21 protein-coding genes and 1 tRNA gene are annotated in these 19,269 nt (G+C 41.6%); 19 read left to right on the forward strand and 3 right to left on the reverse strand.

All coding sequences use genetic code 11. The features are described from left to right. Positions 1 to 5: 5 nt before the first annotated feature. From LI149_RS06970 to LI149_RS07010, 9 genes are all read left to right on the forward strand, one after another. Complete coding sequence (locus LI149_RS06970; RefSeq protein ID WP_005331651.1) at positions 6 to 791, forward strand: shikimate kinase; 786 nt, start codon at positions 6 to 8, stop codon at positions 789 to 791. Beyond that, positions 791 to 1,300: a YqeG family HAD IIIA-type phosphatase gene (locus LI149_RS06975; RefSeq protein ID WP_173785566.1), complete on the forward strand. Its 510-nt coding sequence runs from the start codon at positions 791 to 793 to the stop codon at positions 1,298 to 1,300. Before LI149_RS06970 ends, LI149_RS06975 begins: the two co-directional genes overlap by 1 nt. Before the next feature lie 86 nt (positions 1,301 to 1,386). Then, positions 1,387 to 1,944 (forward strand): elongation factor P, encoded by a 558-nt coding sequence (efp, locus tag LI149_RS06980; protein ID WP_005331647.1) that lies wholly within the window; start codon positions 1,387 to 1,389, stop codon positions 1,942 to 1,944. Between the two features lie 124 nt (positions 1,945 to 2,068). Then, positions 2,069 to 2,944, forward strand: coding sequence for a DUF5688 family protein (locus LI149_RS06985; RefSeq protein ID WP_040015350.1), 876 nt, complete (start codon positions 2,069 to 2,071; stop codon positions 2,942 to 2,944). A gap of 212 nt (positions 2,945 to 3,156) precedes the next feature. Then, a tRNA-Arg gene (locus LI149_RS06990) sits at positions 3,157 to 3,228 on the forward strand. Positions 3,229 to 3,263: 35 nt separating this feature from the next. After that, positions 3,264 to 3,845: a hypothetical protein gene (locus LI149_RS06995; protein WP_117494770.1), complete on the forward strand. Its 582-nt coding sequence runs from the start codon at positions 3,264 to 3,266 to the stop codon at positions 3,843 to 3,845. A gap of 139 nt (positions 3,846 to 3,984) precedes the next feature. Beyond that, on the forward strand, positions 3,985 to 5,247 hold the full coding sequence (locus tag LI149_RS07000; protein WP_117494769.1) for a S1C family serine protease: 1,263 nt from the start codon (positions 3,985 to 3,987) through the stop codon (positions 5,245 to 5,247). 36 nt (positions 5,248 to 5,283) lie between these two features. Then, positions 5,284 to 6,519 carry a serine hydroxymethyltransferase gene (glyA, locus tag LI149_RS07005; protein ID WP_117494768.1) on the forward strand — a complete coding sequence of 412 codons (1,236 nt, stop codon included), beginning with the start codon at positions 5,284 to 5,286 and terminating at the stop codon, positions 6,517 to 6,519. Positions 6,520 to 6,542: 23 nt separating this feature from the next. Then, positions 6,543 to 6,953, forward strand: a complete 411-nt coding sequence (locus tag LI149_RS07010) for a hypothetical protein (RefSeq protein ID WP_227143138.1) — start codon at positions 6,543 to 6,545, stop codon at positions 6,951 to 6,953. A gap of 181 nt (positions 6,954 to 7,134) precedes the next feature. Here LI149_RS07010 and LI149_RS07015 read toward each other — a convergent pair whose 3' ends face one another. The 3 genes from LI149_RS07015 to LI149_RS07025 are packed head-to-tail and all read right to left on the reverse strand — an operon-like array spanning position 7,135 to position 8,194. Then, entirely contained in the window at positions 7,135 to 7,737 is a 603-nt protein-coding gene (locus LI149_RS07015) for a manganese catalase family protein (RefSeq protein ID WP_117494766.1), read from the reverse strand. A gap of 3 nt (positions 7,738 to 7,740) precedes the next feature. Continuing rightward, on the reverse strand, positions 7,741 to 8,010 hold the full coding sequence (locus LI149_RS07020; protein ID WP_005331640.1) for a spore coat protein CotJB: 270 nt from the start codon (positions 8,008 to 8,010) through the stop codon (positions 7,741 to 7,743). Further along, a complete protein-coding gene (locus LI149_RS07025) occupies positions 8,000 to 8,194 on the reverse strand; it encodes a spore coat associated protein CotJA (RefSeq protein WP_044911804.1) in 195 nt (64 codons plus the stop codon). Before LI149_RS07025 ends, LI149_RS07020 begins: the two co-directional genes overlap by 11 nt. A 186-nt stretch (positions 8,195 to 8,380) precedes the next feature. On the opposite strand from LI149_RS07025, the gene LI149_RS07030 reads away from it, so the two are divergent. From LI149_RS07030 to murD, 10 genes are all read left to right on the forward strand, one after another. Continuing rightward, entirely contained in the window at positions 8,381 to 9,541 is a 1,161-nt protein-coding gene (locus LI149_RS07030) for an FtsW/RodA/SpoVE family cell cycle protein (RefSeq protein WP_117605851.1), read from the forward strand. A gap of 121 nt (positions 9,542 to 9,662) precedes the next feature. After that, positions 9,663 to 10,502 (forward strand): DegV family protein, encoded by an 840-nt coding sequence (locus LI149_RS07035; RefSeq protein ID WP_173785564.1) that lies wholly within the window; start codon positions 9,663 to 9,665, stop codon positions 10,500 to 10,502. Positions 10,503 to 10,617: 115 nt separating this feature from the next. Next, positions 10,618 to 10,872: a hypothetical protein gene (locus LI149_RS07040; RefSeq protein WP_117613646.1), complete on the forward strand. Its 255-nt coding sequence runs from the start codon at positions 10,618 to 10,620 to the stop codon at positions 10,870 to 10,872. A 222-nt stretch (positions 10,873 to 11,094) separates the two neighbouring features. Beyond that, positions 11,095 to 11,535: a division/cell wall cluster transcriptional repressor MraZ gene (gene mraZ / locus LI149_RS07045; protein ID WP_029731286.1), complete on the forward strand. Its 441-nt coding sequence runs from the start codon at positions 11,095 to 11,097 to the stop codon at positions 11,533 to 11,535. An 11-nt stretch (positions 11,536 to 11,546) separates the two neighbouring features. Continuing rightward, positions 11,547 to 12,482: a 16S rRNA (cytosine(1402)-N(4))-methyltransferase RsmH gene (gene rsmH, locus LI149_RS07050; protein WP_005331632.1), complete on the forward strand. Its 936-nt coding sequence runs from the start codon at positions 11,547 to 11,549 to the stop codon at positions 12,480 to 12,482. A 31-nt stretch (positions 12,483 to 12,513) separates the two neighbouring features. Further along, a complete protein-coding gene (locus LI149_RS07055; protein WP_227143139.1) occupies positions 12,514 to 13,041 on the forward strand; it encodes a hypothetical protein in 528 nt (175 codons plus the stop codon). Positions 13,042 to 13,049: 8 nt separating this feature from the next. Next, a complete protein-coding gene (locus LI149_RS07060; protein ID WP_173785563.1) occupies positions 13,050 to 14,975 on the forward strand; it encodes a penicillin-binding protein 2 in 1,926 nt (641 codons plus the stop codon). 101 nt (positions 14,976 to 15,076) lie between these two features. Next, positions 15,077 to 16,810: a penicillin-binding transpeptidase domain-containing protein gene (locus tag LI149_RS07065; protein ID WP_044911800.1), complete on the forward strand. Its 1,734-nt coding sequence runs from the start codon at positions 15,077 to 15,079 to the stop codon at positions 16,808 to 16,810. Between the two features lie 34 nt (positions 16,811 to 16,844). Next, positions 16,845 to 17,801 (forward strand): phospho-N-acetylmuramoyl-pentapeptide-transferase, encoded by a 957-nt coding sequence (gene mraY / locus LI149_RS07070; protein ID WP_040015341.1) that lies wholly within the window; start codon positions 16,845 to 16,847, stop codon positions 17,799 to 17,801. A 113-nt stretch (positions 17,802 to 17,914) separates the two neighbouring features. Further along, positions 17,915 to 19,267: a UDP-N-acetylmuramoyl-L-alanine--D-glutamate ligase gene (murD, locus tag LI149_RS07075; RefSeq protein ID WP_117494758.1), complete on the forward strand. Its 1,353-nt coding sequence runs from the start codon at positions 17,915 to 17,917 to the stop codon at positions 19,265 to 19,267. Positions 19,268 to 19,269 lie beyond the last annotated feature (2 nt).

Consider the following 19,269-nt stretch of genomic DNA (forward strand, 5'->3'; position numbering starts at 1 on the left):
ATACGATGAATGATTTGGAAATGTACAGAGAGAGTCTGGCGCTTTGTGATGATAAGATTATTGACGCACTTGTTGAAAGAAGTAAAATAGTAGAAAAAATCATGGCATATAAAGAGGAATATGGTATGCCGATTTTACAGCCGCAGCAGGAGGCAAAACAGGCCTTGAGACTGGAAGAAAAGCTGAATGATAATAAGTACAGAGAAGAGATTATGGATATCTTTGAATGTATCCGTATGAACAGCAAGAAGATCCAGGCAAGAAAGTTATTCGATTACAATATTGTAATGATCGGATTTATGGGAGCTGGAAAATCAACAGTGGCAGAGTATTTAAGTACCATGTTTGCTATGGAAGTTGTAGAGATGGATCAGGAAATTGTGAAAGAGGAAGGAATGAGTATTCCGGACATTTTTGCAACTTATGGCGAAGAATATTTCCGTAACTGTGAGACAGAACTCCTGAAGAAAATGCAGAGCCGCAAAAATGTACTCATTTCCTGCGGAGGCGGAGTTGTGCTTCGAGAATGCAATGTAGAACAGATGAAGAAGAATGGAAGAGTCGTTCTTCTGACTGCCAGTCCGGAGGAAGTTTATGAGCGCGTGAAAGATTCCGATGACAGACCGGTTCTCGCAGGACGAAAGAATGTAAAAGGTATTGCAGAATTGATGGAGGCACGTCGTGAAAAATATGAGGCAGCAGCCGATATTATTGTCAATACGGATCACAAGACTGTTCTTCAGGTGTGTGAAGAGTTAGTACAGAGACTGACAGAAATGGATGGAGAGTAATGTTTGACAGATTTTTCCCGGATAGATATGTGGCTTCCACATATGTGATTGATTTTGAAAAATTATATGAAGAAGGATATCGTGGCCTGATCTTTGATATTGACAATACACTTGTACCGCATGGAGCACCGGCTGATGCGAGGGCAATCGCACTCTTTGACAGATTAAAAAAGATTGGATTTAAATGTTGTCTCATTTCCAATAATCAGGAGCCGCGTGTAAAGATGTTCAATGAGCCGATTCAAGTAGATTATGTGTACAATGCGCACAAGCCATCAACAAAGAATTACCGGAAGGCTATGGAGATCATGGGGACTGATGAGACAAACAGTGTGTTTATCGGAGATCAGTTATTTACGGATGTCTGGGGCGCAAAAAGAACGGGGATTTCCAATATTCTTGTGAAACCGATTCACCCAAAAGAAGAGATTCAGATTGTGCTGAAGAGATATTTGGAGAAGATTGTGTTGTATTTTTATACAAGAAGCAAGAAACAGGCGAAAAAATAGTTGAAAAAAGGCACAATCTATTATAAAATGGTAAAAGTGAAAACGTATAAAGTGCCATTCGGGTGCGATTAAGGAGGATATATACAATGGCTGATGCTTATATTGAAAAAGGTACGACGTATGAGATCGACGGAAAGGTATATGAATGTCTGGAATTCTTACATGTAAAACCAGGTAAAGGTTCTGCTTTCGTCCGTACAAAACTGAAAGATGTTATCAACGGTGGTGTTGTTGAGAGAACATTTAACCCATCTAAAGATGTATTAAAGAAAGCATTTATCGAGAGAAAGACAATGCAGTATTCCTATGTTGACGGAAACCTGTATTACTTCATGGACAACGAGACATTCGAGCAGATTCCGGTTGATTCTGAGGATGTTGGAGATAGCCTGAAGTTCGTAAAAGAAGGAACAGACGTAACTCTGAAATCATATCAGGGTAAAGTATTTGCAATTGACCCACCGACAACTGTTGAGCTTCTGATCACAGAGTCTGAGCCGGGCGTAAAAGGTAACACAGCAACAGGTGCTACAAAACCGGCTATCGTTGAGACTGGTGCGCAGGTTATGGTTCCTCTGTTCGTTAATGAGGGAGAGGTCATCAAGATTGATACACGTTCCGGCGAGTATCTTTCAAGAGCATAAGTTTAAGGAAAACATAAGAAAAATAAACGACAAAAGCCTTGCATTTTTTGCAGGGCTTTTTTATAATTCTAATACCATAATATTTGAAACACAGAAACTGCTGCTGTCTGAGGAAAGGAGATATATGGATTATAAGCAGTTTTTAGAGACAGTAGAGAAAAAAGTAAGAGAGAACATGGGGACACACATCAGAGTCAGCACACGTACCGTGAAGAAGAATAACGGAACCGAGCGGAGCGGGCTTCTGATTGAGGATGACAGTACGAATATTTCACCGACCATCTATCTGGAAGAATATTATCAACAGTTCCTTAGCGGCAAAGGAGTTGATAAGATTGCAAAAGAAGTGGCCGATTTGTATGAGGATTTGAAAGTTGACCGGCCGTGGGATGAGCAGAAGCTTGGAGAATACGATAAAATCAAGGAAAAAGTGATTTATCGTCTGATTGGTCGTGAGGCAAATGAAGAACTCCTTCAGGAAGTGCCATATGTGCCATATCTTGATCTGGCAATTATCTTTTGTGTACTTTTTGAAGCAGGAGATTATGGCATGGCGACAATGATGATCCGTAACCGGCATCTGAAACTGTGGCATGTGACAAAAGAGGACATTTATCATCAGGCAAGATATAATACATGGCATGAACTTCCGGGAGAATTTCTGACTATGAGTGATCTGATTGCGGAACTTACAGGAATAAAGGAGAAATGTCCGGAAGAACCTATGTATGTATTGACGAATCAGATCCGCAATTATGGAGCATCAGCAATTCTGTATCCAGACAGACTTGCAGGTATCAGTTTATGTCTTAAAGAGAATTTCTATGTGGTTCCAAGTAGTGTCCATGAGATGATCATAGTGCCGGAGAGTGCTTCGCCGGGACGGAGAATGCTGACAGAGATGTTAAGAGAAGTCAATGAGACACAGGTACCGGACGAAGATATTTTGTCAGATCATGTTTATTATTATGACAGAAAAGAACGGAGATTGCGATTATAAGAAAAGTGAAGAGCAGTCAATGCAAGTAGCGAAAGATAATCTATGATATAGAAGAGTATTATGATTGGTGTATGGGAGCGCCAGCGGTCAAGAATGCCGAAGGCGCTCTTGCTATAATGTTATAATGATTCGAATTGTGTAGAAAATTATCTCATGTATTTACTTTACTTTGTGAGATAAATGTGTTACTATTACAAAGTCAAATTGACCAGGCACCCGTAGCTCAGGGGATAGAGCACCGCCCTCCGGAGGCGGGAGCGGCGGTTCGAATCCGCCCGGGTGTGTATGAATAACGAGTACTGATGTGTGGAGGAGATCTATGAAGAGAAGGTGGATTGTCCTCCTGCTTCTTTTTATGACGATAGGAGCAGCGGGGTATGGATTTACCAGAGAAGAAGCACAGAAGGTACAAAAGACAAGTTCGTTGAAGATACAGGCTGTTTATCTGGAATGTGAATCGGAAGAGGCAAATCCGCTTTTGGAAGATGCAGTTTTGGAAGTGAATCGGGCAGTGGAAGAACACTTTGCGAAGATGCAGGAAGAGACAGGCTATGTAGAAGCTTATCATAATCTGCATGTGTATACAAAGGAAGGAAAAGATGCGGATACATATGTGACATTTGTGACATACGATATGAAAATCCGAGGGATTTATACAGAAGTACCAGGACTTGCAACATTTTATGCAAAAAAAGAAAAGGACAAGATGCAGGTAATCTCAGATCCAAAAGAGAGTGACGTACAGAGATACATTGCAAGACTTACGAAACACCAGGATGTTCAGAATCTGTTCCGGAAAGTGAATGAGGAGTATAATGGAGCACTTCAGTCTGATGCACTTTTGCGGGAGGCGTTGAGCGAATTGCAGAATGCATATGGAAGCACGGAAGATAACGGTTAAATATTTTAGAAATAGAGAAGTATGCTGTCAGAAGCATGCTTCTTTTTTTAATTTATAGATTTGACAAGATTTCATCACAATTCGAACACATTTAAACGATACAATCTATTACAGAAATGAAGGAAAGGAGATTATTGATATGGAAAATCAATATACTTATTATAAACCAGAACCTGATGACATGAATGGTATGAACGAGGAAACGCCAAAGCCAAAGAAGAACCGAAAGGTGCCAAAACCAGTGAAACTTGTATGCGCCGGAGTTGCATTTGGTCTTGTGGCAAGTGTAACATTTCAGACAGGAAATTATGTGGGAACAAAAGTGTTCGGCACAACAACTACAAACGGTAAGACTGCCAAGACAGCACAGACAGTGGATGGTGCGAAACTAACAACATCATCAAGCAGTACAGGAACTTCCGATGTTGCAACGATTGCAAAGAATGCAATGCCATCTATCGTATCTATTACGAATATGAGCGTTCAGGAAGTACAGAGTTTCTTCGGAGGAACACAGCAGCAGGAGAGTACAAGTGTCGGATCTGGTATTATTATCGGCCAGACAGATAGCGAACTTCTGATCCTTACAAATAATCATGTAGTGGAAGGCAATGAAAAGCTTACAGTTTCTTTTGTGGATAATGAAAGTGTTGAGGCTAATGTAAAAGGAACTGATTCCACAAAAGATCTTGCAGTTGTGGCTGTCAAGATCAGCGATGTGAAAGATTCTACTATGGATGAAATCGCAGTTGCGACAATGGGAGATTCCAGTAAGCTTGAGGTAGGTGAACAGGTCGTCGCAATCGGTAATGCACTTGGTTATGGACAGTCTGTAACATCAGGTATCGTATCTGCAACGGAGCGGACACTGGACGGTTATGAAGGAGGTACTCTGATTCAGACAGATGCAGCAATCAACCCTGGTAACAGTGGCGGAGCACTTTTGAACTCTAACGGTGAAGTTATTGGAATTAATACCGCAAAAGTTGCAACAGACAGTGTAGAAGGTATGGGCTATGCTATTCCAATTTCTGATGCAAGCGATACGATCCAGAATTTGATGAATCAGGAGACAAAGACAAAAGTGTCTGAGGCAGAACAAGGATATCTTGGAATCCAGGGTGTAGATGTCTCGGATGAAAGTGCCAAGATGTATAATATGCCTACTGGAGTTTATATTTCCGATGTTGTAAAGAATGGTGGAGCCCAGCAGGCAGGTCTGACAAAAGGCAGTGTTATTACAGGACTTGAGGGAACCACAATCAGCGATATGAATTCACTGAAAGAACAGCTTCAGTATTATCGTGTGGGTGATAAAGTCAAGGTAACAGTACAGGTTCCTGGAAATAATGGCGAATATACTGAAAAAACTGTCGAAGTAACACTTGGAAGTAAATCATAAAAATGATATAATTGTCCCCATAGGAGGGACAGGACTATGTATACATTTGATGAAATTGAAAAGACAGACAGCGAAATAGCAGATGCGATCAAGGCAGAGATGGAAAGACAGAACTCACACATCGAGCTGATTGCATCTGAAAACTGGGTAAGTAAAGCAGTCATGGCGGCCATGGGAAGTCCGCTGACGAACAAATATGCAGAGGGGTATCCGGGAAAGAGATATTATGGCGGCTGCCAGTGTGTAGATGTTGTAGAGAATCTTGCCAGAGACAGAGCGAAAGAGTTATTTGGCTGTGAGTATGCAAATGTTCAGCCACATTCAGGAGCACAGGCAAACCTGGCAGTATTTTTTGCAATGCTGGAGCCGGGAGATAAAGTAATGGGAATGAATCTGGATCACGGCGGACATCTGACACACGGCTCACCGGTCAATATTTCCGGAAAATATTTTAATATTGTGTCCTACGGTGTCAATGAAGAAGGCGTGATCGATTATGATAATGTAAGAGAGATCGCTTTGAGAGAGAGACCGAAGTTAATTGTCGCAGGAGCAAGTGCTTACGCGAGAACAATTGATTTTAAAAAATTCCGTGAGATTGCAGACGAAGCAGGCGCATATCTGATGGTAGATATGGCTCATATTGCAGGCCTTGTTGCAGCAGGACTGCATCCAAGCCCGATTCCATATGCTCATGTGACAACGACAACGACTCACAAGACTCTTCGTGGACCAAGAGGAGGTATGATCCTGTGTAACCAGGAGGCAGCAGATAAGTTCAACTTTAACAAAGCTGTATTCCCGGGAATACAGGGCGGACCATTGGAACATGTTATTGCTGGAAAAGCAGTATGCTTCAAAGAGGCATTACAGCCAGAGTTTAAAGAATATCAACAGCAGATTCTGAAAAATGCACAGGCACTCTGCAAAGGATTACAGTCTCGTGGCGTGAAAATCATTTCCGGAGGAACAGACAATCATCTGATGCTTGTAGATCTTCGCGATGAAGAGGTGACGGGAAAAGAGCTGGAGCGTCGTCTTGATGAAGCTCATATTACCTGCAACAAGAATACAATTCCGAACGATCCACGTTCACCATTTGTTACAAGTGGTGTAAGACTCGGAACACCAGCCGTTACAACAAGAGGCATGGTAGAAGAGGATATGGATGTGATTGCGGAAGGTATTGCACTTGTGATTAAGAGTGAGGATAATATTGAAAAAGTACGCGAGATGGTAAAAGGTCTGACTGACAAATATCCATTGATCTAAGAGATAGATAACAGGAGGTATTGATGATGAAGTGTCCAACATGTGGCGGACCATTGAAACCAAGCAAAAAAGATCCGGATTATCTGCTTTGCTATACATGTAAGAAAAAATTTAAAGTTCCACAGCATCAGGCGAAAGATGTGGCTCCGAAAACAGAGCGTATGTCTGCGAAGAAAGGGGCCGGTAGAAGAGATAGTGCGAAAAAAGATAGCGCAAGAAAAGAGAATATAAAGAAGGAACGTTCTGTAAAAGAACAGAAGTATTCCAATATTCCGCCAAAGGAAGTACGTGATAAGCGGGAACGCGAGATGAAAAAAGCGTATGATGACATGCTTTCTGTTGAGGAAGAGAAGGTGTCTAAAGCACCGATTATTATTCTTGCGATTGCAATTATCGTAGTGGCAGCAGTTATTGTGTATATGTTATTAAAGTAAGATGTAAAAGCTGAAAATTTTCTTTAGGAGCCTTTCCTGAATTTTTTACAGAAACTGAGATTAATATTTTGTTATAGAAACTGAGAGTGTGGATGATCCACACTCTCATTATTATTTTGCAGGAGACTGCGTATACTTTCGGAAGGTATCGTTGGACATTTTTGGCTAATTGAATTAAGAATTAAGATTTAAGATCAAATTCAGGATTAATTGCATAGAAGTTCTTACTATCCAAGTGATCCTGGATGATTCGGAGACTTTCGCCAAATCTTTGGTAATGTACGATTTCACGTTCTCTGAGAAAACGAATCGGATCGCAGACTTCAGGATCTTTTACAAGCCGTAAAATATTGTCATAAGTCGTTCGTGCTTTTTGCTCTGCTGCAAGGTCTTCATGTAGATCTGTGATAGGATCACCTTTTGACTGAAATGTTGTTGCGCTCCAAGGTGTGCCGCTGGCTGCCTGAGGCCAAAGTGCTAACGTGTGGTCAACATAATATTGGTCGAATCCAGATTCCTTTAATTGTTCAGGTGTCAGGTCGCGGGTAAGCTGGTGCACAATGGCGCAGATCATCTCGAGATGGGCAAGTTCCTCAGTACCTATATCTGTCAGTATTCCTGTTACTTCCTTATATGGCATCGTGTATCGTTGAGAGAGATATCTCATAGATGCGCCTAATTCTCCATCAGGTCCACCATATTGCGTAAGTATAATCTGTGCGATTTTTGGGTTTGTTTTTGTGATTTTCACCGGATACTGTAATCTTTTTTCATAATTCCACATAGACTAGCACCCTCCTTCCTGCCACGGCCACGGTGTATCAATCCATTTCCACTTATCAGCAGGAGTACACATGGTATCCAGTGTCAATGGACCATAATACTTTGCATATTCCTGAAGTGCCTGCATTCTTTGATTTTTAAATTCCTCGTAAAATTCTAAGGCTTCTGTGTTACATGGGTGAGTGTCCAGAAACAATTTTGTATCATCGCATACAAAACTCACAGTGTTGATCCAGTCCAGAAGCTCTGCTTTGCAAGGTCTGTTATCTGCCATTTTGACAACCTCCTATTCCACGGAAAGGTTTATCCAGATCCTGAAAAATAGTTCCTCTTCGTAATCCTTTTTCAGCCTCATAAATATTTCGCCATTTCGTCCATGGTACATAGGCCATAGTCACAGGCATTTGATCTAATGCTATACCTGCACATAATTCTCGACTGGAATCTGGCTGTCTCATACAGCCTCTGGAATTTCCTGATGAGCGATAACGGTAATTTTGCATTTTCCATATTCCTTTCATAACTGATTGCACTATCATATTATGTTTCAATCTGAAAAACTGTGAATTTACTGTACTCATGAATTATCTGTTGTTTTTGAAAGCGTGTCCCGTTATAATAGAAACGATTGGAGAGTATAAAAAATGGCAGAAAGAAAAAAGAAAAAAAGAAATACAAGGAATGTTAAGAGTGCAGACCAGTATTTTGACTACAGTATGCTGGCTGTTCTGATTTTTTTGATTTGTTTTGGATTGGTAATGCTATTTAGTACCAGTTCTTATAGTGCCCTGATAAAACAAGGGGACAGTATGTTCTATTTAAAGCGCCAGTTGATTTTCTGTGTGGTTGGTTTTTTGGGAATGATAATCGTATCAACAATAGATTATCATTACTATATTAAATTGGCGAAACCGATGTATTGGGTTTCAATCTTTCTGATGGCGTTAGTTAAGACGCCGCTCGGAAAGACGGTCAATGGAGCGAGAAGGTGGTTGAGACTTCCGGGAAATCAGCAGTTCCAGCCGGCAGAGGTTGCAAAAATCGCAGTAATTTTGTTTATACCGGTAGTGATTATTGAACTTGGTAAAGAGGCAAAGACCCTGAATGGTATTTTGAAGACACTGGCTTGGGGTGGATTCAATGCTGCGTGCGTATATATTCTTACAGATAACCTAAGTACAGGTATGATTGTACTTGGAATTACATGTATTCTTATTTTTGTTATGCACCCAAAGACGAAACCGTTTCTGATGCTTGTTGGAGCCGGTGTGGTAGTGGCCTCAGTTGGAGTGTTTGTTTTGTCGAAGACTCTGGAGACAAGCACAAGCTTCCGACTTCGCCGTGTTATTGCATGGCTGCACCCGGAAAAATATGCTTCAGACGGAAGTTATCAGACTTTGCAGGGACTGTACGCAATCGGTTCTGGCGGATTCTTTGGAAAAGGGTTAGGAAACAGTGCTCAGAAAATGATTATTCCAGAGGTGCAAAATGACATGATTTTGTCAGCAATCTGTGAGGAACTGGGAGTGTTTGGTGTTATTATGATCCTTGTGATTTTTGGATTGCTTTTATACAGATTGTTGTTTATTGCCCAGAATGCGCCAGATGTGTATGGTTATATGATTGTAACTGGAATTTTTGCTCATATTGCACTTCAAGTCATATTAAATGTAGCGGTTGTGACTAATGTTATTCCCAATACGGGAATTACATTACCGTTTATCAGTTATGGAGGTACGTCGGTTCTCTTCCTGATGGCAGAAATGGGAATAGCTCTTGGAGTATCAAGAAAAATTAAAATATAAATATTTCTTTTCTTTCTATTATAAATGTGCTATATTACTAATGTAGTAATAGAAACTACATATAATAGAAATGAACACGTGTCTTTGAAACGTAGATAAGATACTAAGTCGGGAGGCAAGTATGAGTTATAAAGTGATTGTGGATAGTTGTGGAGAATTAACACCGGAGATGAAAGCTTCCGGTATTTTTGAGACAGCGTCATTGGCAATAGAAGTAGGTGGACATCATATTATAGATGATGAGACATTTGACCAGAAGCAGTTTTTACAATATGTGGCAGAAGCGGAGGAATGTCCAAAGTCTTCCTGTCCATCACCGGAAAAATATATGGAAAAGTATGACTGTGATGCGGATCGCGTGTATGCAGTGACATTGTCAGCAGAACTAAGTGGTTCTTATAACAGTGCAGTTCTTGGAATGAATCTGTATCATGAGGAGCACGGCGAGAAGAATATCCATGTTTTTAACTCGTGTTCAGCATCAATCGGAGAGACATTGATTGCGTTGAAGATTCGTGAATGCGAGGAGCAGGGTATGACATATGAACAGGTCATAGAGACGGTGGAAGCATACATCGAATCCCAGCATACATATTTTGTGCTGGAGACACTGGATACATTGAGAAAGAACGGAAGATTGACAGGAATTAAGGCGCTTGTTGCGACAGCTTTGAATATTAAACCAGTCATGGGAGCAACTCCGGAAGGAACCATTTATCAGATCGGACAGGGGCGTGGCATGAAAAAAGCCCTTGGTAAGATGGCAGAAAGCGTGCTGGCTGAGATGTCAGAACCACAGAATAAGATACTTGCAATTTCCCATTGTAACTGTCCGGAACGCGCAGAAGCAGTTAAAGAACAGTTGGTGAAACATGCAACATTTAAAGATGTGATTGTTGTGGATATGGCAGGAATCAGTAGTATGTATGCTAACGACGGCGGTATCATCGTAGTTGTGTAGGATTCGCAGGGCTCAGGCTTTGATAGCTCAGGCCTTGATAGTAAAATCTGGTTGTACAAATGCGTGGGATGTGCTACAATATGAAAAGCGAACAGAGACAAGGAGCATTTGAATTATGAGCCAGGCGAAAGTGGATAGATATAAAGAAGAAAAAGCAAACAGAAAGAAAATCATGCGCAAGGAGAAGATTGCAAACAGACTTCGCAAGTGTGCGGTGGCAGTTGTAGCAGCAGCACTTGTTGTGTGGATCGGATATTCTGCTTACAATATGTATGAGTCCAGCAGACCGGTGAAAAAAGCGGAAGTAAATTATCAGTCTGTAGATACATTTAATCAGGAGATTGCCACTGCAGCAACAACAGCTGAGTAACAGATAGAGAGTATACAGATAAGAATTGAAATTGCATATTAGAAGACAAATCAGAGAACTGAAGAAATTCGGTTCTCTTTTTTTGCGCAAAACAGGAAAAAGTGCTTGAAATAGGTGGAAAAGTGTTTTACAATGGTTTCAAGTGGTAGAAAGTGGTGATGAGTGGTACAAAGTGGTGGAGATGTGGAGAAAATATCCGCCATGGGAGAGAAGGTGAGTTTCATGTTGAAAGGAGAGTACAGTCATAATATTGACGCAAAGGGAAGATTAATCATTCCTGCAAAGTTTCGTGACGATCTAGGGGAGAATTTCGTCATAACAAAAGGAATGGAAAATTGCCTTTATGTATATCCGGAAGATGAATGGAACGACTTCGAAAAGAAACTCAATGCATTACCAACCACTACAGATAAGAAAGCCCGCGCTTTTGCCTATTTCTTTCAGGGAAGCGCAGCAGACGGCGAACTTGATAAACAAGGTCGTACTCTGATTCCTTCTGTGCTCAGAACCTATGCAAAACTTGATAAGGAAGTTGTGTTTGTCGGTATGGGGAAGCGTGCCGAGATATGGGACAAGGCCAGATGGGATGAAAAGAATGCTGAAGTGGAGCTTAACATTGAAGAGATTGCATCGGATATGGAAGCAAGCGGGTTCAGTATCTAGAGGGAGAAGATATGGAATTCAAACACAAATCAGTATTACTAAATGAGACAATTGACGGACTGAACATTAAGCCGGACGGAATCTATGTAGATGGAACGCTCGGTGGAGGCGGACATGCATACGAAGTGTGCAGACGTCTCGGAGAAAAGGGGAGTATTGTAGGAATAGACCAGGACGCTGCAGCAATCGAGGCTGCAAGTGCCCGATTAAAAGACTTCGGGGAGAAGGTTACAATAGTCCGGAGCAACTATTGTGATATGAAGTCAAAGCTCCATGAACTGGGAATTGACAAAGTAGATGGGATCGTGCTTGATCTGGGCGTATCATCATATCAGCTTGATACGGCAGAACGGGGATTCTCCTATCGGGAAGATGCACCTCTGGATATGAGAATGGATACACGTCAGAAGATGACGGCCAGAGACATCGTCAATGACTACACAGAAGCAGATCTTTACCGAGTGATTCGCGATTACGGGGAGGACAAGTTCGCGAAGAACATAGCCAAGCACATTGTGCAGGCACGCGCGGTGAAGCCTGTAGAGACGACAGCGGAATTGTCGGAGATTATCCGTGCATCAATTCCTATGAAGTTTCAGAAAAAGTCTGGACATCCTGCAAAGAGGACGTTTCAGGCAATACGCATTGAGTTGAACAGAGAACTTGATGTGTTACGCGATTCGCTGGACGATATGATCGATCTGCTGAATCCGGGTGGGAGATTATGCATTATTACATTTCATTCGTTGGAGGACCGTATTGTGAAGAGTGCGTTCCGAAAGAATGAAAATCCATGTACCTGTCCACCGGACTTTCCGGTTTGCGTATGTGGAAAAAAGTCAAAAGGGAGTATTATAACAAAGAAGCCGATTCTGCCAAGTGAAGAGGAACTTGAATACAACAGCAGATCTAAGAGTGCGAAGCTTCGTATTTTTGAACATTGCTAAAATCGGCGGATAGATAATTGAGGTGAGTATTATGGCAGCGGGAAGAACCGTGCATACACAAAAGAATAGAGTGAACAGACAGGGACAGTATGTGTATGGCAATGTTGTGACAAAGCCGTCATATGAGCCACAGAGACGAACGAGTGCTCCAAAGAGAAAGAAGAATGTAAGCAGACGGGTCAGCCAAAATCGAAAAAAGGCTCTGGCTATGAACCGTGCTTATGTAACATTTCTTGCGGTGGCAGCAATATTTGCACTGATTCTGTGCGTGAATTACGTGCAGATGCAGTCAAGAATTACAAGTCATTCAAAAGAAGTAAGTTCCTTGCAGAAGGAGCTTGCAGATTTGAAGGAGCAGAATAATACGAAGTATAATTCAGTGATGGATTCTGTAAATTTAGATGAAATCCGAGAGAAAGCTATGAATGAACTTGGTATGGTATATGCGACTTCTGATCAGGTGATTGAATATGACAGACCTTCTGGAGACTATGTGAAGCAATACGAAGGAATTCCAGAGGATGGAGTACTTGCCCAGTCTGATAAGAATGCAAAATAGGTGATAAAATGGCAAGAAGACCAAGAAAAAACAAATTTCGAAAAAAATTTACAAAACTTATGCAAAAAAAGCTGGTATTACTCTTCGCGGGGATTGTACTGGCTTTTGCTTTATTGGTAGGAAGAATTACTTATATCAATGCTTTTAACGGGGATAAATATTCTAAAATCGTGCTAGATCAGCAACAGTATCAGAGTAGAACGATTCCATTTAAACGAGGTGATATTGTAGACCGGAATGGCACGAAGCTTGCAACAAGCCAGCGAGTATACAATGTGATTCTGGATGCAAAGGTCATGAATAGTGATGAAAAATATGTTGACCCGACAATTCAGGTGTTGGCAGACTGTTTTGGACTTGATAAAAGTGATGTGGAAGATCAAGTGGAGGAGAATCCGAACAGCCGTTATCTGATTATGAAAAAGGGTGTCAGTTATGAAAAGGCTCAAGAGTTCGAAAAGATAGATGAGGATGATGAGAACTATCCGAATGTCAATGGAATCTGGCTGGAAGAGGATTACGTGAGAACATATCCGTATAATACACTGGCCAGTGATGTGATTGGATTTACCGTGTCTGGAAATGTGGGGAGTAATGGAATCGAGGCTTCTTATAATTCCATTTTAAATGGTACAGATGGTAGAGAATATGGATATCTGAGCGAAGATTCATCCTATGAAAAGACAGTGAAGGAAGCACAGAACGGAGATACGGTTGTGTCAACAATTGATCTTCAGGTACAGAGTGTAGTGGAAAAATATATTACACAGTTCAACGAGGAGAACAGTTCCGGTACGACACTTGGAAGTAAGAATACGGCAGTTATGGTTATGAATCCGCAAAATGGAGAGATTCTTGCGGAGGCATCTTATCCGAATTATGATCTCAACAATCCACGTGATCTGACAAAACTACACACAGAAGAAGAACTGGCAGCACTGTCTGATGAGGAGAAAGTCAAAGAACTGAATTCACTTTGGAATAATTTCTGCATCAGCAGTGGATATGAGCCAGGTTCCACATTTAAACCGTTTACCATATCGGAAGGTCTGGATCTTGGAGTGCTGACCGGAGATGAAAGTTATGTCTGCAATGGTGTTCTTCACGTAGGAGACCATGATATTCACTGTAGTAACCGTGATGGACATGGAACACAGTCATTAAAAGTAGCTTTGGAAAATTCCTGTAATGTTGCACTGATGCAGATCGGTTCAGCAATAGGAAAAGAGCAGTTTGTAAGATATCAGCAGTTGTTTGGATTTGGACAGTCTACTGGAATTGATCTTCCGGGAGAAGCAGCAGGACTTTTATACTCACTAGAGGATATGGATTCCTCTACGCTGGCTACCAACGCGTTTGGACAGAACTTTAATGTTACAATGACTCAGCTTGCAGCATCGTTTTGTTCACTGATCAACGGCGGAAATTACTATGAACCACATGTGGTAAAGCAGATTCAGGATGAAAATGGAAATGTGACGGAAAATAAAGATCCGGTTCTTGTAAGACATACCATTTCTAAGGAGACGAGTGATATTATCAAAGATTATATGCTTGGAGTTGTGGAAGAAGGAACAGCTAAGACTGCGGCAGTAGAAGGTTATGACGTTGGAGGTAAGACTGGAACTGCGGAAAAACTGCCAAGAGGAAATGGAAAGTATCTGGTCTCTTTTATTGGATATGCACCACAGGAAAATCCACAGGTCATGGTCTACGTTGTGATTGACGAGCCAAATGTGGATAATCAGGCAAACAGTAAACTGGCAACGACAATGGCATCTCAGATTATGACAGAGATATTGCCGTATCTCGGAGTAGAAAAATCTGCAGATGCTAAGGCAGCAGATGCAAAATCATCTGATAGCAGTGCGAGCAGTGACAGCAGTGGTGATACACCAGATGACATGGCAACAGAGTCCGGTGACGGAGAATAGATATATTTGAAAATTAACAGGAAAAATTAAATATGAAAATGAATAACCTCGGAAGTGTCCTAATAAATTGATAAAAACAGCGCTTCTGAGGTTTTTTTGTATTGAGAAATAAAACATATAATAAAAGGAAAATTATGATTGTGTTTTTGGCGGCACTTTTGATGATTTTGGGTCTGATAGGACGAATGGTCTATCTGATGGTTTTTGATGCGGAGTATTATCAGAAAAAGGCGGAAGATCTTCACGAGCGGGAACGAAAGATTAAGGCAGCCAGAGGAGAAATTATCGATACGAATGGTACAGTGCTGGCAACAAACCGGACGGTGTGTACAATTTCGGTTATACATAGCCAGATTAAGGAACCAGAGGTGGTGATAAAAAAACTGAGCAAATGTCTGGGCATGGAGGAAGCGGAAGTTAGAAAGCGGGTGGAGAAGGTGTCTTCCATGGAACGGATTAAGACGAATGTTGATAAGGAGACAGGGGATAAGATACGGGAAATGGAACTTGCCGGAGTGAAAGTGGATGAAGATTTTAAACGGTACTATCCGTATAATGAGCTTGCTTCGAAGGTGATTGGATTTACCGGTGGTGATAATCAGGGAATCATCGGACTGGAAGTGAGATACGAAGATTACCTAAAGGGGAGTAACGGCAGGATTCTGACAACGACAGATGCAAGAGGTATTGAATTGGAGGGTGTAGCTGAAGACCGGGTAGAACCAGTGGCAGGCAAGACGCTTCAAATCAGTATGGACTATAATATTCAGATGTACGCCCAACAGATGGCAGAAAAAGTCATGGAAGAAAAACAGGCGGATAAGGTTGCGATTCTTCTTATGAATCCACAAAACGGAGAAATCCTTGCCATGGTAAATGTACCGGAATTTGATCTGAATGAACCATTTACGTTGAATCAGGATCAGGAAATTTCAGAAAAATCAAAAGAAGCTTTGAATCAGATGTGGAGAAATGGATGCATCAATGATACATATGAGCCGGGTTCCACTTTTAAAATTATTACGGCGTCAGCCTGTCTGGAAGAAAGGGTGGTATCTCTTTCAGATACATTTTCCTGTCCGGGCTACCGAATCGTGGAAGACCGGAAAATCCGGTGTCACAAAGTAGGGGGACATGGAGCTGAAACATTTGTACAAGGGATACAGAATTCCTGTAATCCGGTATTTATTGACATTGGACTGAGATTGGGAACAGGACGATTCTGTGATTATTTTGAACAGTTCGGGCTTCTTGGAAAGACGGGAGTAGATCTTCCGGGGGAAGCAGCAACGATTATGCATAAGGAAGAAAATATTGGTCAGGTGGAGCTTGCGACCATGAGTTTCGGTCAGTCCTTTCAAGTGACACCGATTCAGATGGCAGCGACCGTGAGTGCTCTGGTCAATGGTGGAAAGCGCGTGACACCACATTTTGGAGTCCGGATACTGGACAAAGATAAAGAGACGGTGCGGGAATTAAAATATGACGATGGAAAGCAAATCGTGTCGGAAGAAACTTCCAGGACGATGCAGGCATTGCTGGAAAGTGTTGTGTCAGAGGGATCTGGGAAAAATGCAAAGATCGAAGGATACCATATTGGTGGAAAGACAGCTACGTCTCAGACACTTCCAAGAAGTGCGAATAAATATATTTCTTCTTTTATAGGGTTTGCACCGGCTGCCAATCCGCAGATTCTCGGCATGTGTGTCATTTATAACCCACAGGGTGTATACTACGGGGGGACCATCGCAGCTCCGGTGATACGGGATATATTTGACAACATATTCCCGTATCTTGGCATTGAAAAAGACGTCGAAATGCAGTATACTAACTAAAGCAAAATGAACAAAAGAAATGAAGAGGTGTGTTATGGATTATACGATATTTTTACCGGTGATTATTGCATTTGCACTGAGTGCGGTTATGGGGCCTTTGATCATTCCGGTGCTGAGAAGACTGAAAATGGATCAGACAGAACGCGAGGATGGTGTGAAGTCTCATTTGAAAAAAGCAGGAACTCCGACTATGGGAGGAGTTATGATCCTGCTTAGTGTTGTGATCACATCCGTATTTTATATTAAAGACTATCCGAAGATTATCCCAATCTTGTTTCTGACACTTGGATTCGGTCTGATTGGATTTTTAGACGATTATCTGAAAGTTGTTATGAAACGTTCTGATGGTTTATATCCAAAGCAGAAAATGGCACTTCAGATTGTTGTGACAGCAATTTTTGCGTTTTATATGGTAAAGTACAGTGGAGTTTCTCTTGCAATGCTGATTCCGTTCTCTGGTGGAAAGTATCTGGATATCGGCTGGCTTGCGATTCCTTTGATGTTCTTTGTCGTGATTGGTACTGTTAACGGAACAAATTTTACAGATGGTCTGGATGGCCTTGCTTCAAGCGTGACTGTTCTGGTAGCAACATTTTTTACAGTTGTTGCAGTTGGAACAAAGAGTGGAATTGAGCCGATTACATGTGCAGTTGTAGGTGCATTGCTTGGGTTTTTATTGTTTAATGTGTATCCGGCAAGTGTGTTTATGGGAGATACAGGATCTCTGGCACTGGGCGGTTTTGTTGCGTCCGCAGCTTATATGCTCCAGATGCCGATTTTTATTGTGATTGTCGGACTCATTTATCTGGTAGAAGTATTATCTGTTATGATTCAGGTAACTTACTTTAAAAAGACAGGTGGAAAGAGATTTTTCAAAATGGCTCCGATTCATCATCATTTTGAATTATGTGGCTGGTCAGAAACAAGAGTCGTCGCTGTATTTTCCATTATTACAGCACTTCTGTGCCTGATCGCACTGATGGCCATGTAATGATGCCAAATCTCAAAAGTCCAAAGCACGGAGCCGAGGCATTACGTGAAGTAGAGAGAAAATATGAAAATACCGAATCGCGAGATTGGGTATGAATGCAGGAGGAAGATAAAATGGTAGTAGCAGGAAAGAAAGTGCTGGTATTCGGTTCTGGAATCAGTGGAATCGGGGCAGTGAAATTACTGGAAGAGAATGGAGCGGATGTGGTGCTCTATGACGGAAATGAAAAACTGACTGAAGCAGACGTGCGCGCAAAGCTTCAGGAAGGAAGCAAAGCCCGGATTATAATCGGTGCTTTTCCAGAGGAACTTCCAAATACGCTGGATCTGGTGATCTTAAGTCCGGGTGTACCGACAGATCTTCCGATTATTTTAAAGATGAAAGAAAAAGAGATTCCGGTTATCGGAGAAGTGGAACTTGCATATACATTTGGTAAGGGAGACGTACTTGCAATTACCGGAACGAATGGCAAGACGACAACAACAACACTTCTCGGTGAGATCATGAAGGCTTACCAGGATGATGTGTTCGTAGTTGGAAATATCGGGAATCCGTATACTGTTGCAGCAGATCTTATGACAGAGCATTCTATTGCCGTGGCAGAGATGAGTAGTTTTCAGCTAGAGAGTATCGTGTCATTCCGCCCAAATGTAAGTGCGATCCTGAATTATACACCGGATCATTTGAACCGACATCATACGATGGAAGCTTATATTGCTGCTAAGGAGAACATTGCAAGAAATCAGACAGAAGACGATTATTGTGTTCTGAACTATGAAGAGCCGGTTATGCGTAAATTCGCAGAGACATTAAAGTGTCATGTTCTGTTCTTCAGCAGTCAGCATAAGCTGGAAAAAGGTATTTATCTGGATAACGATAAAATTATTTACAAGAATCCGGATGAAGTCGAAGTCTGCCATGTTGACGAACTTCAGATTTTAGGAACGCACAATTATGAAAATGTTATGGCAGCTGTATGCATGGCAGCTGTTTATGGCGTTCCGATGGAGACAATCAGGAAGGCAATTCTTGCATTTAAAGGAGTCGCACATCGTATAGAATATGTGGCTGAGAAAAACGGAGTTGTTTATTACAATGATTCTAAAGGAACGAATCCGGATGCCGCAATTAAGGCAATCCAGGCAATGCGCCGGCCGACAATCCTGTTAGGCGGGGGATACGACAAGGATTCCGAGTATACAGAGTGGATTAACAGTTTTGATGGAAAAGTCAAGAAACTGATCCTGATGGGTGCGACAAAAGAAAAGATTGCGAGAGACTGTGAAAAATGTGATTTTCATGATTATGTGTATGTGGACACATTTGAAGAAGCTATGAATCTTGCAGTGGAGATGGCAGAGCCGGGAGATGCAGTGCTTCTGTCTCCGGCGTGTGCAAGCTGGGGCATGTTCCCGAATTATGAAGTACGTGGAGATAAATTTAAAGAGATTGTAAATTCCTTATAAGG

Source organism: Dorea sp. 210702-DFI.3.17, from assembly GCF_020560825.1.
Classification (GTDB): Bacteria; Bacillota; Clostridia; order Lachnospirales; family Lachnospiraceae; genus Dorea; species Dorea formicigenerans.